Consider the following 15,565-nt stretch of genomic DNA (forward strand, 5'->3'; position numbering starts at 1 on the left):
GAAATCAACCTCGCGCGCCGAACGCGCCTCTTCGCTCTGACGGTTACGTGCCGGCGCGCCCCTCGGGATCAGCCGGCGAAGGCGGCTTTGCCATCCACCCCGCCTCGTCGAGACGTTCGTCACCGGGCAAAACGTCGCGCCGATCCCATTTCCGCCGCCAAATCGGCTACACTCGCTCACCGATCGACAGATGGAGCCTGCCGAGGGGATGCGCATGACCACCCGCAGAACGATCCGGGGCCGCCATATCGCGTGCCTCGCCAGCCTCGCCGCCCTCTTGGCGCTCGGCTCCGCCCTTGCCGCGCCCGATCGCGCCGCCGCCGAGGACTTGCCGCCGGCCAAGGAACTGTTCGGCATGGTCGTCGCAGCCGCCCCCATGGAGGCGCGCGCCATCGGCTTTTATTCACGCGGATGCCTCGCCGGTGGCGTCGCCCTGCCCGTCGACGGGCCGGCCTGGCAGGCCATGCGGCTCTCGCGCAATCGCAACTGGGGCCATCCCGCGCTCATCGACTACGTCAAGCAGCTGGCCGACGACAGCCAGCGCCTCGATGGCTGGCCCGGTCTTCTCGTCGGCGACATGCAGCAGCCGCGCGGCGGGCCGATGCTGACCGGCCACTCGAGCCACCAGGTCGGCCTCGATGCCGACATCTGGCTGACCCCGATGCCGGATCGCCGTCTGACGTGGCAGGAGCGCGAGAATCTCGCCGCAACCTCGATGCTGAAGAATACCCTGGAGGTGAACCCGGCCGTCTTCACCGAGCGCCACGTCGCGCTCATTCGCCGCGCGGCCTCCTACCCGGAGGTGAACCGCGTTGGCGTCAACCCTGCCATCAAACACGCCCTCTGCAAGGCCAACGGCGGCGACGCGCCCTGGCTCGCCAAGGTGCAGATGTGGCCGGGCCATCATTACCACATGCACATCCGGCTCGACTGCCCGCGCGGCAGCGAGGGTTGCAAGAGCCAGGACGCCCCCGGCGGAACGAGTTGTGCCGCCGCCGAGGAATGGTACCGCAAGACCAAGGCGGCGATCGAGAACCCGCCGCGCGGCCCGCGCCCCAAGCCGAAGCCCGCGGCGCCGAAGCCCGAGCTGACCCTCGCTCAATTGCCGGCGGCCTGCCGCGAGGTCCTCGCGCACGACCGGCCACCGCTCATTCTCAAAGGGAGTGCCGCGGTCGCCAGCGTCACCGCATTGCCGGTGCGCCGCCCGCGCTGACCATCACGCGGCCTATCCAGCGCGTCCGGCGATGAGACCGCGCAAAGCGACGAGCCCGGCAAGGCCTGCCGCCGCAAGGCCGGCCGCGGCCGTCGCGAAGATGACGTTCGCCATCCAGTCCGCGCGCATGCCGAAGAGTTTGCCGCTGGCCGCCAGGAACACCACAGCGGCGATGCCCCCCGCGAGTTGCAGGACTGCGATGGCAACGAGCAGCCATGGCGCCGACCAGAAGTCCCGATCGGCGGCGGCGGCCGCCCCGGCAACGCCGATGCGACCGCTGATCCAGACCGCCGAGCCCGCCACCAGCAGGAAGGCCAGGGCATACTGATAGGCGTGATACCAGGAGAGATCGGTGAGGTAGTAGGCGCCGCCCATGCCGAGCCCCGCCCAGACGGCGAGCGCCGCGAAACCGCGCCCGATTTCGGCGGCTGCGATGTAAGCCGGGGAGCGGGCACCGGCCCGCCGTGCCGCGACCGCCCGCGCCGTGAGGGCCGCGAGCGTCGTCAGCGTCAGGCCCGCCCCGAGCCAGGCGACTTCCGCCGAGCCGGCGGCGGCGGCCGAGACCGTCACCGCCGCCCCGGCCAGCGCCGTTATCAGGCGTCGCCTCATGCCCGCTTCGTCGTCGACTGACCCGCCGCGTCGGGCGTCATGTCGTACGTCTGGATCGCCCGCCAGCTCAGCAGCAGCAGCGCGAAACCGCCGGCAAAGAAGATATTGCTGGCCGCCCAGTCCTGCGGCGGATTGTCCCGCGTATAGAGCGGCGCGATGCCGAGCGCATCCATCTTGCTGTCGAGCACCAGTCCGACCAGGAGGACCGCCATCGCGGCGAGCTGTGCCCAGCCGAGGAGACGCGCGTAGTGCAGGATTCGCCCGACCCGGACCGGCTCGTTGCGCCGGCTGTAGAGCATCCCCGCCAGCAGCGTGCAGAACGCGGCGACGACGGCGAAACCGGCAACGAAGTGCCACCATTCACGCCACTCGAGCACGGCCGTATAGGTGACCGCCATGGCGAGTGCCGCAAGCCCCCAGATCGTTCCCATGTAGCGCGCGTTGGAGGCCCCGATCTCCGCCCGCGATGCCCCCTCGCGCAGCAGTTGCCCGTTCTCGCCCCAGGCGAGGCCCACGATCGCCAGATTGACGATGAGGCAGACCACGATATGCGGCCAATGAAGCCCCGCCCCGGCCAGGACGGCAAAAAGACTGGCCGCGATGGTCAGCGCCACGAGCCAGATGATCACCTTCGTCGTCATCAGTTCCCCCCACAGCTCGAGCCATCACCTAGCTGGCGCGGTCGGACCGTCGTCGTATGATCGTCACCGCCGACCGGATCGTAACCTGCTTCCAATGCCACGCCCCCGGTTGCCGAAGTCTTCACGAAAAACAAGGATTTATTTCGATCTCGAAATTCTACCCGAGATCGTGATAGTCCCGAAACCAAGCGATGAACCGCTCGATCCCGACTTCGATCGGCGTCGTCGGGCGAAACCCGACATCGCGGGCCAGGGCCTCGATGTCGGCGAAGGTGCGCTCCACGTCGCCCGGCTGCATGTCGAGATAGTTCTTTGTGGCCGTGCGTCCGAGCGCCTTTTCGATGAGCCCGATGAGATCCATCAGCTCCACCGGGCGGTTGTTCCCGATGTTGTAGAGACGGTAGGGCGCCCGCGATGTCGCCGGGTCCGGTGCGTCGCCCGACCACTCCGGCGCCGGGGTCGCGACCCGGTCGAGCGTGCGCAACACCCCTTCGACGATGTCGTCGATGTAGGTGAAATCGCGGGAATGGCGCCCGTGGTTGAACACGTCGATCGGCTCGCCGGCCAGGATCTTGCGGGTGAAAACGAAGATCGACATGTCCGGCCGGCCCCATGGCCCATAGACCGTGAAGAACCGCAACCCCGTGACCGGAATCCCGTAGAGGTGCGCATAGGAATGCGCCATCAGCTCGTTGGCCTTCTTGCTGGCCGCATAGAGACTGATCGGGTGATCGACGTTGTTGTGCACACTGAAGGGAAGTTGCGTGCTCGCCCCGTAAACCGAACTCGAAGAGGCGAACACCAGGTGCTCGACGCCGTTGTGCCGGCAGCCTTCGAGCACGTGCAGGAAACCCTTCAGGTTCGATTCGACGTAGACTCCGGGGTTCTGCGCAGCGTAGCGCACCCCCGCCTGGGCCGCCAGATGGACGACCCGGTCCGGCCGGCGTTCGCCAAAGAGCCGCGCCATGAGAACGCCATCCGCCAGATCGCCGCGCACGAATTGAAAGCCCTCACGCCCCTCGAGGCGGGCCAGACGCGCCTGCTTCAGCCGCACGTCATAGTAATCGTTGAGGTTGTCGAGGCCGATCACCTCGTCGCCGCGCGCCAGCAGCGCTTCGGCGGTGTGATAGCCTATGAATCCGGCGACACCGGTAACCAGCACCCGCATCCTGCGCTCCGTTGTCCGCGCCGCCAGAACTCCATCGGGTCCGCCGGCCCCGCGGCGCCGGACGCTACGCTCACCACCTCACGCCCGGAACGGGACGAATCGCCGCGACCCGACCCGAAGTCTTCTGGCACCGGGGCGGGCCCGCTGCAACCGCGCCCATCGCGGCGTCCACCCCACGCCCCTTCTCGCGCGTTCCCCATGGCGGCTCCCATGTCGACCGGCGGACCGGTCAGTCGCCTGAAAGCGCCCGATTCATACGGCTTTCCGTTGACCTGCACGCACCGCACCGACTATAGGAGTGTCAACCTGCGCTGGTGGGACCAGCGCGGGATATTCCCATTTAACAAGGCGTGTCCGCCCCGCCTCGTCGGCTCGCGGTCCCACTCACCTTGTCGTTGAAGTCGAGGAACGACGATGGCCAATACGAAGTCCGCCCAGAAGGCCGTGCGCAAGATCACCAAGCGCACCGCGGTCAACAAGGCGCGCCGCAGCCGGATGCGCACCTTCGTGCGCAAACTCGAGCTGGCGATCGCGGCTGGCGACAGCGAAGCGGCGACGGTGGCATTCAAGGCTGCCGAGCCCGAGATCATGCGCGCCGCCCAGAAGGGTGTGATCCACCGCAACACCGCGTCGCGCAAGGTTTCCCGCCTCTCGGCCCGCCTGCGCACCATGGCCGCCGCCACTTCCTGATTTGCTGTTGCCAGTCCGTCACACCGGCAGACCCTGTGGACGGTCGGACCTGAACACCCAAGCCAAAGCAATTGGCCGCAGAATCCCCCGAAGGCGCGACCGGAGAGATGCCGGCCGCGCCTTCTTTGTTCTCCCAACCAGGCGATGGGACGCGCAGAATCCGCATTGCCTCACGCCGCAGAACAGTTTCATCGATCTGCGGCATCGATGCCTTTGGCATCGGATTTTGATAGAGAAAATCAACAGGTTACCGAACATTCGTTCCATTTTGGAACGTTCATGCAACCGTCGCAAACGCCGGATTCGAGGCCACTTTCGCGCCGGTTGTCCCAGGCTTTCCCGATTTGCCCACAGCCCCGAGGGGTGCTAAGGACAGGGGGTCCGGGGCGAAGGGGAACGTCACCGCCCAAGACATCGTATCGCGTACCGCGGCCATCATTGCGGCCAACAACAAGTCAAGCATGCGGGTGACGAACTGACCCCTGGGGCGGATGCACGTTCCGGGGGATAGCGAAACTATGCCTGCCGAAAGCCCAGCGTTCGTGGCGGAACGTCGGCGACCGGCAAGCGGGGGGCCTTGAAATTGAGAGCTGCATCTGAAGCGTATGGTTGTTCACTGCCGATCGCGGTCACTGATGACCAGATCGAGCATGTACGTTCCTCGTCTCTGACGTGGACGGTTGGTTGCTTGCGCCGGAACGGCGCGATCGTCGGCATGGCCTTGTCCGACACTGCGTGAGGCGCGTCGCGCGTGCGACGCCGGGCCGCGTTCCAATTGGCTCGAGTCTCGTTTCCTTCCATGCCCGGCGTTCGGGTAGCGGGATTAATTTCCTTTGTAGCGTTGCGTGATGTTCGCCCTGAAGCGGCGGACGGGCATCATTGCGTTCGAGAACAACGGGGCGAATGCCCCTTACCGGCAAGCAGGGGTGAACTGAAATGGCATCTGATTCGAAAACACCAGGCGAAGGGCTCCCGGACGACAAGGACCTCGGTCAGGCGGCGCCGTCCGGTCGTGAGGAGACAGGAACGCCGATCGAGATCGACCGCATCCGCGCACCGCGCATCTCGCGGCCGGTTTCGGATGTCGCGGCCTCCTCGGGCGGCGACGTCACCGGCGAGCCGTTCATGCGGGCGCTGGCCCGCATCAAGGCGGCGGTCGGGGACGAGAATTTCATCAGTTGGTTCGCGCAACTGCAGTTCGAGGGTCGGACAGGCAGTGAGCTCGAATTGTCTCATGCCACACGCTTCCTCAAGAACTGGATCGAGCGGAACTACATGCGTCTGCTGCTCGATTGCTTTTCGGCCGAGTACGAGGGCGTCAGGAGCGTATCGCTTTCCATCCGCGTGCCGGGCCGTGCGGTCAAGGTGCAGGCTCGGTCCGGCGACGACGAGCGGGACGACGAGCGCGGCACGTCGGCGCCCCGATCCCACGCCAGGACGAGCGCGCCCGTCGAGCATGCGGACCTGCCGAGCAGCCACACCGAGATCAACGGCTTCCACGGCTCGCCGCTCGACCCGCGCCTCACCTTCGACAGCTTCGTCGAGGGCGCCCCGAACCGGCTCGCGTTCGCCGCGGCCCGTCAGGTCGCCGAGACGTTGAAGGAGCAGCCGCTGCGCTACAATCCACTTTTCATCCATTCCAACGTCGGGCTCGGCAAGACGCACCTCTTGCATGCCATCGCCTGGGATGTGAAGCGGCGCTATCCGGGCGTACGGGCGCTCTATCTGACCGCCGAGCGCTTCCGCTACAGCTTCGTGGAGGCGCTTCGCAATCAGCGGGCAACGAGCTTCAAGGAAACGATCCGCAACATCGAAATTCTCCTGATCGACGACATGGAGTTCTTGCAGGGCGAGCGCACGGAACTCGAATTCGACCACACCCTCAACGCCCTCCTCGACAGCGGGCGCCAGGTCGTGGTGGCTTCGGCGAATGCGCCGGGTCTCCTCGAGGGGCTCGATCCGCGCATGCGTTCGCGCCTCTCCGGCGGTTTGGTGACGGAACTCGGCAGCCTGGACTACGACCTGCGTTGCCGCGTCCTGCGGCGGCGCGCCACCGAGAAGCAGGCGGCCGACCCGACCTTCCAGCTCTCACGCGAGGTGATCGAATTCCTCGCCAGCGAACTGAACGAAAGCGCTCGCGAACTCGAGGGCGCCGTGACGCGGCTCTATGCCGCATGCCACCTGACGGGGCTGCCGATCAACGTCGAGACCACGCGCGAGGCGATCCGCGACCTGATGCAGGGACCGGAACAGAAGCGCATCAAGATCGAGGACATCTTGAAGCTCGTGTCGCGACACTACGGGGTCAGCCGCACGGATATTTTGTCCCAACGCCGCCACCGCTCCGTGGTCCGGCCGCGCCAGGTGGCGATGTATCTCGCCAAGCAGCTCACCTCGCGATCCCTGCCCGAGATAGGCCGCAGGATCGGGCTGCGCGATCACACGACCGTGTTGCATGCCGTGCGCAAGATCGACGCGGAGATTAAAGTGGATATGCGCCTCAAGGACGAGATCGACGAACTGAAGCGCTTCCTCAATTCATAAGCCCGGGACCTGTGGTCCGTCAATTCCGAGGGCTCCGGCACGGCGAATGGCCACCGGGGCCCTTATTCTTTCGTGGGGCGCGCAGTCCGGCTCGAATGCCGAAAGTGACCGCTCCGCCACCGCCCTCGCCGCCCGCAGCCTTGAAAAATCGATGCGGGCAGTCCAATGTCCGCGTCCCCGGGCCTCGGGCAACCGATTCGTGCCGGCAGGTGGGCCTCGCACGTTCATACTTGTGGTGCGGCCGTGTCGGGGCCCTTAGGTTGCGAAGGCCGCGAGGCACAGCGAAGGCGAGGTCAGGCGCCATGCGACTGCACATCGAAAGGGGCGACCTACTGCGCGCCCTGTCCCACGTGGCCAGCGTCGTCGAACGGCGCACCACGCTGCCGATTCTGTCGAATGTCCTTCTCGTGGCCGGTGATTCGGTGCTGGAGCTGAAGGGCACGGACCTCGAACGTGAGGTGGTCGAAAGCGTTCCGGCAACCGTTTCGCGGCCCGGCGCAACCACCGTTGCCGCGCATCTGCTCTACGATATCGTGCGCAAGCTGCCGGACGGCAGCCAGGTCGAACTTGCGACCGAGGGCGACGAACAGCGCCTCGCCGTCATGACGCGCCAGGCCCGTTTCCACCTTCCGATGCTCAGCGCCGACGAATTCCCCGATCTGACGGCCGGCGAGTTGCCGCACCGTTTCGAGATCGATGCTCGGGACCTCAAGCGGCTGATCGAGAAGGCGCGCTTTGCGATCTCGACGGAGGAGACCCGCTACTACCTGACGGGAATCTATCTCCACGTCGCCGACCCGACGGGCAAGCCGATGCTCCGGGCCGTTGCAACCGACGGCCACCGCCTCGCGCGCGTCGAGTTCGACTGCCCGTCCGGTGCCGAGGGGATGCCGGGCGTCATTGTACCGCGCAAGACCGTCAACGAGCTTCACCGGCTCATCGAGGATCAGAACGCCCCCGTCGACGTGGCGCTATCCGACAGCCGGATCCAGTTCGCCTGCGCCAACGTGATCATGACCTCGAAGCTGATCGAAGGCACGTTCCCAGACTACAACCGCGTCATCCCGCAATCGAACGACAAGCAGATGATCGTCGAAACCGGCGAGTTCGCGACCGCCGTCGATCGTGTGTCGACCGTCTCGACCGACCGGGGTCGGGCCGTCAAACTGGCACTGGGTGCCGGTCGGCTGACCCTTTCCGTCTACAATCCCGACGGCGGCAGCGCGACCGAGGAAATCGAGGTCAACTACTCCGCCGAACCGCTGGAGATCGGTTTCAACGCCCGATATCTGCTCGATATCGCCAGCCAGCTCGATAGCGGCGAAGCCGAGTTCATGCTCGCGGACCCCGGCTCGCCGACCACGATCCGCGACCACGGCGATGCTTCGGCGATCTACGTGCTGATGCCGATGCGTGTCTGAGCAGCCGACAACCGCAGGGGAAGCCGTTCGGTCGGGTGGTTCGCCCGATGCGCCGGTCACGTGGATCGCCACGCTGAGCCTCTTCGATTTCCGCAATTACGCGGACCTTCGCCTGACTCTCGGGCCACGTCCGGTGGTTCTCTACGGCGCCAACGGCTCGGGCAAGACCAATCTGCTGGAAGCGGTGTCCCTGCTCGCGCCCGGCCAGGGCATGCGGCGCTCGAATTACGCGGATCTTGCCCGTTCGGGCGGCGGCGGTGGCTGGGCGATTGCCGCCGACGTCGTAACGCCGCGCGCGACCATTCATATCGGCACCGGCATCGAATCGTCCGCAACGGCCGGCGGGCGCGCGGTCCGCATCGACCATCGCGCCCAAAAGGGCTCGGGCGCCCTTGCCGACCATCTCGAGATGGTCTGGCTCGTGCCTGCGATGGATGGCCTCTTCACCGGCCCCGCCAGCGAGCGACGACGGTTCCTCGATCGGCTGGTCCTCTGCCTCGAGCCGGGCTCGCGCGCCGCCGCCGCCGCGTTCGAACGCGCCATGCGCCAGCGCAACCGCCTGCTCGAGGACGAGCGTGCCCCCGCCTTCCAATTCGCCGGCCTGGAACAGCAGATGGCGGCCGCCGGAGCTGCGATCGCCATCGCTCGCGCCGCCACCGTGAAAGCCTTGACCGGGACCATCTCCCGACGCCGGCTCGCAAATCCCCTGTCTGCCTTTCCCTGGGCCCGAATGACCCTCGAGGGCCCGCTCGAGGAGCTTGCGGCGCGCGACTGCCCACCCTTCGAGATCGAAGCCCGCTACCGCGAGCGCCTCGCCGAGATGCGGCCGGGCGATCGTGCTGCGGGGCGAACCCGGTTCGGCCCCCACCGCAGCGATCTGCACGTCGTGCACGGCCCCAAGGACCAGCCTGCCCGACTGTGCTCGACCGGCGAGCAGAAGGCCCTGCTGGTGAATCTCGTGCTGGGCCACGCCGAACTGGTGCGCGCGAGCCCCAAGGGGACGGCGCCGGTGCTGCTCCTCGACGAAATCGCGGCCCATCTGGACGAGGCCCGCCGAGGGGCGCTCTTCGAGGAGCTGCTCCGCCTCGGCACCCAGGCATGGATGACGGGGACCGACCGTGGCCCCTTCCATCGCCTCGAGGGAGCGGCCGATTTCCTGCTCGTCGAAGACGGTCGCGCAAGGCCGGTTCCCTGATCTTCGGACGACTTGCGACAGCGGTTCCCACGGACCGGGTGGAAACCGGGGAAGCGCACACATAAGTAGCTGATAAATAATGATTATTTATTGCAGAAAAGACTTCCGCGAAGGCCCCGATATGCTATACTGATGGAGGTGAATTCAAGCCTTCCGAAGGGGCGTGCGCGCGGCATTCGCACGAGGAGTCGTTTCGCAGGGTGTGCCGCGTTGACCGAGCTACGAAGGGCGGTTCTGCGGACCGGCTCCGCCGCATTGGACATCGTTCCGGTCGGAGGAATTCGGGCGCGACGGTCGTATGACGCAGCAACGGACCGGTTCGTGGTGCTCGCCCACCGATTTCGCCCCCATGGCGGAACGGCCGGCGCCCTCGGTGACCGGTTACGCCGGGTGAAAATGCCGTGTAGCGGGTCGGATCGGCGCAGCGCATTGAAGGACGATCACCTCGATGGATGGGATTTCGACCAAGCGGGGGGGCGGGCGGGCCATGGACCGGGCCAATGCCGGCTCTGGAGTTGAAGGAGACCCCGCCGGGTGACCGGCCGACGGCTTCCACCGGTCCGCCAGCCTGCCGCACCGCGGCGGTCGCGTTTTTTCAGAATAGACCAAAGATAGAGAGATGCCATGAGCAGCGAGCCGCTCCGACGGGACGATGCCAGCGACTACGACGAGGGCTCGATCGTCCATCTGAAGGGTCTGGACGCCGTGCGCAAGCGCCCGGGCATGTACATCGGCGACACCGATGACGGCTCCGGCCTGCACCACATGATCTACGAAGTCGTCGACAACGCCGTCGACGAGGTTCTCGCGGGCCATGCGAGTTACTGCAAGGTCGAGCTCAATGCCGACGGCTCGTGCACGGTACGCGACGACGGTCGCGGCATTCCGGTCGGAATCAAGCAGGACGACGACCACGAGCCCAAACGCTCGGCCACCGAGATCGTCTTCACCGAATTGCACGCGGGCGGAAAATTCAACCAGAACGCCTACAAGGTCTCCGGCGGCCTGCACGGCGTCGGCGTCTCCGTGGTCAACGCACTCTCGACCTGGCTGCGCTGCCGCGTCTGGCGGCACGGCAAGGAGCACCACATCGCCTTCGAGAACGGCATTCCGACCGCACCGCTGGCGATCCTCGGCGACGCCTCGGGCCAGCACGGCACCGAGGTTTCCTTCCTTCCGAGCCCGGCGACCTTCACCCGCACCGAATTCGATTTCACCACCCTCGAGCATCGTCTGCGCGAACTGGCCTTCCTGAACTCGGGTGCGCGGATCGTGCTGGTCGATTCCCGCTCGGCCGACCCGCGCGTCGTCGAGTTCTGCTACGATGGCGGCATCGCCGAGTTCGTGCGCCACATCGACCGCTCCCGAAAGCCGATCGAGGGCATCGTCGAGCCGATCATGATCCGCACCGAGCGCGACGGCATAGGTGTCGAGGTCGCGCTCTGGTGGAACGACGGCTTCCACGAGAACGTTCTCTGCTTCACCAATAACATTCCCCAGCGCGACGGCGGAACCCACCTCGCCGGCTTCCGCGGCGCCTTGACGCGGGTCGTCAACAAGTACGCCGACGAGAGCGGCATCGCCAAGAAGGAGAAGATCGCGATCACCGGCGACGATGCCCGCGAGGGCCTCACCTGCGTCCTCTCCGTCAAGGTTCCGGACCCGAAGTTCTCGAGCCAGACCAAGGACAAGCTCGTTTCCTCCGAAGTTCGCCCCGTGGTCGAGAGCGCCGTCGGCGACCATCTCGCGGCCTGGCTCGAGGAGCACCCGCGCGAGGCCAGGAAGATCATGGAAAAGGTCATCCAGGCGGCCCAGGCGCGAGAGGCCGCGCGCCGCGCCCGCGATCTCACCCGGCGCAAGGGCGTTCTCGACATCAATAATCTTCCTGGAAAACTGGCGGAATGCCAGGACCCGAACCCGGCCAACACCGAGATGTTCATCGTCGAGGGCGATTCGGCGGGCGGCAGCGCCAAGCAGGGGCGCAACCGGGAGTTCCAGGCGGTTCTCCCAATCCGTGGCAAGATCCTCAACGTCGAGCGGGTCCGCTTCGACAAGATGCTATCGAGCCAGGAAATCGGCACGCTCATCACCGCCCTCGGCACCGGCATCGGCCGCGGCGAGGAGGGAAAGAGCCTCGTCGATCTCGCAAAGCTGCGCTACCACAAGATCATCATCATGACGGATGCCGACGTCGACGGCGCCCACATCCGGACCCTCCTGCTCACCTTCTTTTACCGCCAGATGCCCGAACTGGTGGAGGCGGGGCACCTCTTCATCGCCCAGCCGCCCCTCTACAAGGTGACGCGGGGAAAATCCGAAACGTATCTCAAGGACCAGAGGGCCCTCGAGGATTATCTGATCGACCAGGGCCTCGAGGAGACGACGCTGACCACCGGCAACGGCGAGACGCGCGCCGGCCAGGACCTGCGCGACATCGTCGAACTCGCGCGCGCCGTCGTCCGCCTCATCGATGATTTGCACTCCCGCTACACCCGCTTCATCGTGGAGCAGGCGGCCATCGGCGGCCTCTTCGAGCCGGGCCTCACCCAGTCGGCCGAAGCCGCAAACGCCCGCGCCGCCGCGATCGCCGCCCGCCTCGATGCGATCTTCGAGGAGACCGATCGCGGTTGGAGTGGGCACTACGGCAACGAGGGATTCGTCTTCCGGCGCGAACTGCGCGGCGTGACCGAGGCTCACGTACTCGACCACGCCCTGCTCCGCTCGCGCGAGGGCACGCGGCTCGAGGAACGGCGCGCCGACCTCGCGGCCGTCTACGGCAAGCCCGCGATCCTTCGCCGCCGCGAGACGAGCCGGCCGATCCACGGGCCCCGCGACCTGCTCGATGCCGTCTACGAAGCCGGCCGCAAGGGTCTGTCCCTCCAGCGCTACAAAGGTCTCGGGGAAATGAATGCCGACCAGCTCTGGGAGACGACGCTCGATCCGGCGGCCCGCACGCTTTTGCAGGTGCGGATCGGCGAACTCGACGCGGCCGACGATATTTTCTCCAAGCTGATGGGCGATGTGGTCGAGCCGCGCCGCGAATTCATCCAGGAGAATGCCCTCTCCGTCGCCAACCTCGACGTCTGACCGGCGCACGCAGGGTGCGCCGGCCCGCTATCGCCGTTGCCTCGGGACCCGCCACGCCATGACGCGGAGCGGAATTCGCCCGTCGATGAAAAGCAGCCCGAGCGCGATCACAAGCGCGCCGGCGATCTGGCGCTCGCGGATCGGCTCGTCGAGGAAAGCGATCCCGAGCGCCAGCGCCGAGACCGGGATGAGCAGTGTCACGAGCATCGCGTTGCTGGCGCCCGCCCGCCCTATGATGCGAAAGAACACCACGTAGGCCGCGGCGGTGCCGAATACGGCGAGCGCCAGGAGGGAAAGCAGCGTCGCAGTCCCCGGCATCGCGAGCGCCCACGGACGATCGACGAAGCAAGCGACGATCGCGATGATGACGCTCGAGGAAATGAGCTGGCACGTCGCGGACTTGAGCGGGGGGACACCGCCGAGGTTCCGCCTCGCCCAGAGGCCGGCGAACCCGTAGCTCGCCGCGCCGGCAAGGCATAGGAGGATGCCGACGAACTCGGCGTTCTCGAAGTTCGCGGAAAATCCCTTGAGCACCGCGACCCCGACCAAACCGAGCAGAACCCCGCAGACGCGCAGTCCCGTGAGCCGCTCCTCGGCGAACGCCGCCATCACCAACACCGTGAAGAGGGGCGTCGTCGCATTGACGATCGAGGCTAGCCCCGAGGGGATATAGGTCTGACCGGCGAAGATCAGCGAGAAGGGGAGAACATTGTTGAGCAGTCCCATACCGACGAAGGGGCGCCATCCCGAAACGCTGGTCGGCAGCCGGTGCCCGAGCAGCCAGAAGACCGGGAGCAGGGTCAGGCCGGCGAAGAAGACGCGCGCGAGCACCACGGTGAGTGGCGGCAGCTCTCGCACCGCGATCCCGGAAAAGAAGAAGGCGCCACCCCAGAGCACCGAGAGGAGGACCAGCAGCGCCCAGTCCTGTCCGTCCATCGTCCGAGCCGCCTGCATGCCGTCCCCCGAGCCCTGACCCGGCCCGACCATGTCCGCTCTACGGCACCGCCTCCACCCGATTCATGCGCGAGATGGCGACACCCCGCGAGCGCAGGGGAGACCACAGCGGCGCACTGCACTGAACGGGCCGCCCTCGGGGCAGGTTCGGAACGCATTCAAAAGAGGACTTTGTCCTTGCGAACGCAGGTAAATACGGAAACACTCGTGTCGGTCTTGGCCTTGCCATCGCATCGCAAGTCCGCCTCGCCGGAGACACGGGACACGGTCCACTCGCAGGATTCGTGGTTCACGTTTCTGAAGCGGAAGGCGACCGACCCACTCGTAACGTCGCCAGTTATGCGGCTGCCATCGTAGCGGATGCGCCCGAGCCACGGGCTGAATCCGATCACAACCGACGCGCCGAATTCCGACCTGCACTCGACGATGACCGACGGATCGACCGCCTCCCACCAGGAGTCGGGCCATTCGGTCACGAGAAGGACACAAGAGATTAAATAAAGGAAGATTATTCCGCCAACGTTCAACACCGGGCGTTCCATGAAATATCCCTCGAAACCGAAAATTACGGCCGGCGCGACCACCCCGGACCTTCGGCACCAGCATTGCGCGAACGCTGGGAATCGCACTTCGAATATATTGGGAGTATAATCGGAAATTCTATGATCAGCAAGAGTTTTCGTGTTCTTCTCCCCCTCCAACGTGAGCTGGAAATCCGCGTTCGCAACGCCTTCCTTCGCCGCTGAACGGGACACCTGAATCGAGGACGCCGGACCCGATTGACCCACAGCGCCCACCCCGTCACGGACCCCAGAGCTCGGCCCGCCGCCAGGGCGCCGGCACGATCAGCCGGCCGGTACGGCGGGGCCTCGTACCACCGCCGGGCGTCACCGACTGCCAGGCCTCGCGCCACTCATCGGGGAGCGGATAGGCAGGCTCGACGTCCTCCTCGGGGCGAAAGCCGTAGCGGCCGTAGTAGGCCGGGTCGCCGAGCACGAGGACGAGCCCCATCCCTGCGCCCGCCGCGTATCGGAACAACTCCTCGACGAGCGCCATCCCGAGGCCCTTGCGTTGCAGGGCCGGTGCCACCGCGAACGGCCCGAGCAGACCGATCGGACCGCCACCATCCGTCGCCGCGCAGCGCGAGAGCGCGACGTGCCCGACCACCGCGCCCGCGCGCCGCGCAACGAACGAGACGACATCCGCCGGAGCCTTGAGCAACTCGCGGATCAATCCGGTGAGATCCTCGTCGGGAAACGCGTCGCGGTAGAGATCGACCAGTGCCTCGGCGTCCTGTGCCTCACCCTTTGTGATCACACACCCTTCGATGTTCATCGGGCCCACCTTCGATTCGATACCGCGACCCGGCGCGCCGCGGCACCTTGCTGCATGGCAATTCGACTTGTAGAACGAACTGGCAAACATGTCGCCCGGCCGGGTGCCGCGGTGAACGCGAGGGGGAGAGCGTTATGATGGCCGGCTTGATCAGGGCGCTGTTGACGATCTTCCTGTCGTTGATCCTCGGCATCATCGCGATCGCTCTTTGCGCCTACTATTTTCCCGAGACGCTGGAGTCGATCCAAATCTGGGCGAGCTACCGCAAGGACGACATCCTCTATTCCCTCACCAACCACTTCGGCACGACGCCCCGGGTCAACGTCTGGTTGCGCTTCCTGCTGCAGGAGCAGAGCCTCGTCTTCATGGCGTTCGTCGTCGTCGCGCGTATCATCGTCTTCAGCGCGCTGACATTCGTTGGCTGGCTGTTCTCGAGTGCACTTTCGGTCGAGCAGCAATACGAAGAGAGCGAAGCCATGCGCGAGGCTCGCGAGCATCTGGCCGCCGAGCGCCGCTCGATCGCCGCCGAGCGCGAGCGCCTCGAGGCCGAGCGCAAGGAGCTCCTCGCCCAGCGTCGCGCCGATGCCGCTGGTGGAGCCGCCGCCGGCTCACTCGGCAAGCTCGGTTGACGGCATCCGAGTTTCATGAACCGCCGACGATGACCTGTGGCGGGACTAAACTTCAGTTTTTGTAAAGGCTGATCAGCAA

At 66.1% G+C, this 15,565-nt stretch carries 13 protein-coding genes; 7 read left to right on the forward strand and 6 right to left on the reverse strand.

Annotated features, from left to right (window positions below; translation table 11 throughout):
• Positions 1 to 214: 214 nt before the first annotated feature.
• Positions 215 to 1,213: a penicillin-insensitive murein endopeptidase gene (gene mepA / locus GC150_00245; protein MBI1383329.1), complete on the forward strand. Its 999-nt coding sequence runs from the start codon at positions 215 to 217 to the stop codon at positions 1,211 to 1,213.
• 12 nt (positions 1,214 to 1,225) lie between these two features.
• On the opposite strand, the gene GC150_00250 is transcribed toward mepA, so the two are convergent.
• The 3 genes from GC150_00250 to GC150_00260 all read right to left on the reverse strand — a co-directional run bounded on the left by GC150_00250 (position 1,226) and on the right by GC150_00260 (position 3,631).
• Positions 1,226 to 1,822, reverse strand: coding sequence for a hypothetical protein (locus tag GC150_00250; GenBank protein MBI1383330.1), 597 nt, complete (start codon positions 1,820 to 1,822; stop codon positions 1,226 to 1,228).
• Positions 1,819 to 2,463: a hypothetical protein gene (locus GC150_00255; protein ID MBI1383331.1), complete on the reverse strand. Its 645-nt coding sequence runs from the start codon at positions 2,461 to 2,463 to the stop codon at positions 1,819 to 1,821. Before GC150_00255 ends, GC150_00250 begins: the two co-directional genes overlap by 4 nt.
• Positions 2,464 to 2,620: 157 nt before the next feature.
• A complete protein-coding gene (locus GC150_00260; GenBank protein ID MBI1383332.1) occupies positions 2,621 to 3,631 on the reverse strand; it encodes an NAD-dependent epimerase/dehydratase family protein in 1,011 nt (336 codons plus the stop codon).
• 414 nt (positions 3,632 to 4,045) lie between these two features.
• Here GC150_00260 and GC150_00265 point away from each other — a divergent pair, with 414 nt between their 5' ends.
• From GC150_00265 to gyrB, 5 genes are all read left to right on the forward strand, one after another.
• The gene (locus GC150_00265; protein ID MBI1383333.1) at positions 4,046 to 4,321 is read left to right on the forward strand and encodes a 30S ribosomal protein S20; all 276 of its coding nucleotides are present in this window, start codon (positions 4,046 to 4,048) and stop codon (positions 4,319 to 4,321) included.
• A gap of 936 nt (positions 4,322 to 5,257) precedes the next feature.
• Positions 5,258 to 6,865 carry a chromosomal replication initiator protein DnaA gene (gene dnaA, locus GC150_00270; protein ID MBI1383334.1) on the forward strand — a complete coding sequence of 536 codons (1,608 nt, stop codon included), beginning with the start codon at positions 5,258 to 5,260 and terminating at the stop codon, positions 6,863 to 6,865.
• A 302-nt stretch (positions 6,866 to 7,167) separates the two neighbouring features.
• Entirely contained in the window at positions 7,168 to 8,286 is a 1,119-nt protein-coding gene (locus GC150_00275) for a DNA polymerase III subunit beta (GenBank protein MBI1383335.1), read from the forward strand.
• Entirely contained in the window at positions 8,279 to 9,481 is a 1,203-nt protein-coding gene (gene recF, locus GC150_00280; protein MBI1383336.1) for a DNA replication/repair protein RecF, read from the forward strand. Before GC150_00275 ends, recF begins: the two co-directional genes overlap by 8 nt.
• A 624-nt stretch (positions 9,482 to 10,105) precedes the next feature.
• Positions 10,106 to 12,568, forward strand: coding sequence for a DNA topoisomerase (ATP-hydrolyzing) subunit B (gene gyrB / locus GC150_00285; protein MBI1383337.1), 2,463 nt, complete (start codon positions 10,106 to 10,108; stop codon positions 12,566 to 12,568).
• Between the two features lie 27 nt (positions 12,569 to 12,595).
• On the opposite strand, the gene GC150_00290 is transcribed toward gyrB, so the two are convergent.
• The 3 genes from GC150_00290 to GC150_00300 form a co-directional block, all read right to left on the reverse strand.
• A complete protein-coding gene (locus GC150_00290) occupies positions 12,596 to 13,522 on the reverse strand; it encodes an EamA family transporter (protein ID MBI1383338.1) in 927 nt (308 codons plus the stop codon).
• Positions 13,523 to 13,680: 158 nt separating this feature from the next.
• Positions 13,681 to 14,064: a hypothetical protein gene (locus tag GC150_00295; protein MBI1383339.1), complete on the reverse strand. Its 384-nt coding sequence runs from the start codon at positions 14,062 to 14,064 to the stop codon at positions 13,681 to 13,683.
• Positions 14,065 to 14,323: 259 nt separating this feature from the next.
• Positions 14,324 to 14,947, reverse strand: a complete 624-nt coding sequence (locus tag GC150_00300) for a GNAT family N-acetyltransferase (protein MBI1383340.1) — start codon at positions 14,945 to 14,947, stop codon at positions 14,324 to 14,326.
• A 47-nt stretch (positions 14,948 to 14,994) separates the two neighbouring features.
• Between GC150_00300 and GC150_00305 the strand changes: the two genes are divergently transcribed.
• On the forward strand, positions 14,995 to 15,486 hold the full coding sequence (locus GC150_00305; GenBank protein MBI1383341.1) for a hypothetical protein: 492 nt from the start codon (positions 14,995 to 14,997) through the stop codon (positions 15,484 to 15,486).
• Positions 15,487 to 15,565 lie beyond the last annotated feature (79 nt).

The sequence above is a fragment of the Hyphomicrobiales bacterium genome, assembly GCA_016125495.1.
GTDB lineage: Bacteria > Pseudomonadota > Alphaproteobacteria > Rhizobiales > RI-29 > RI-29.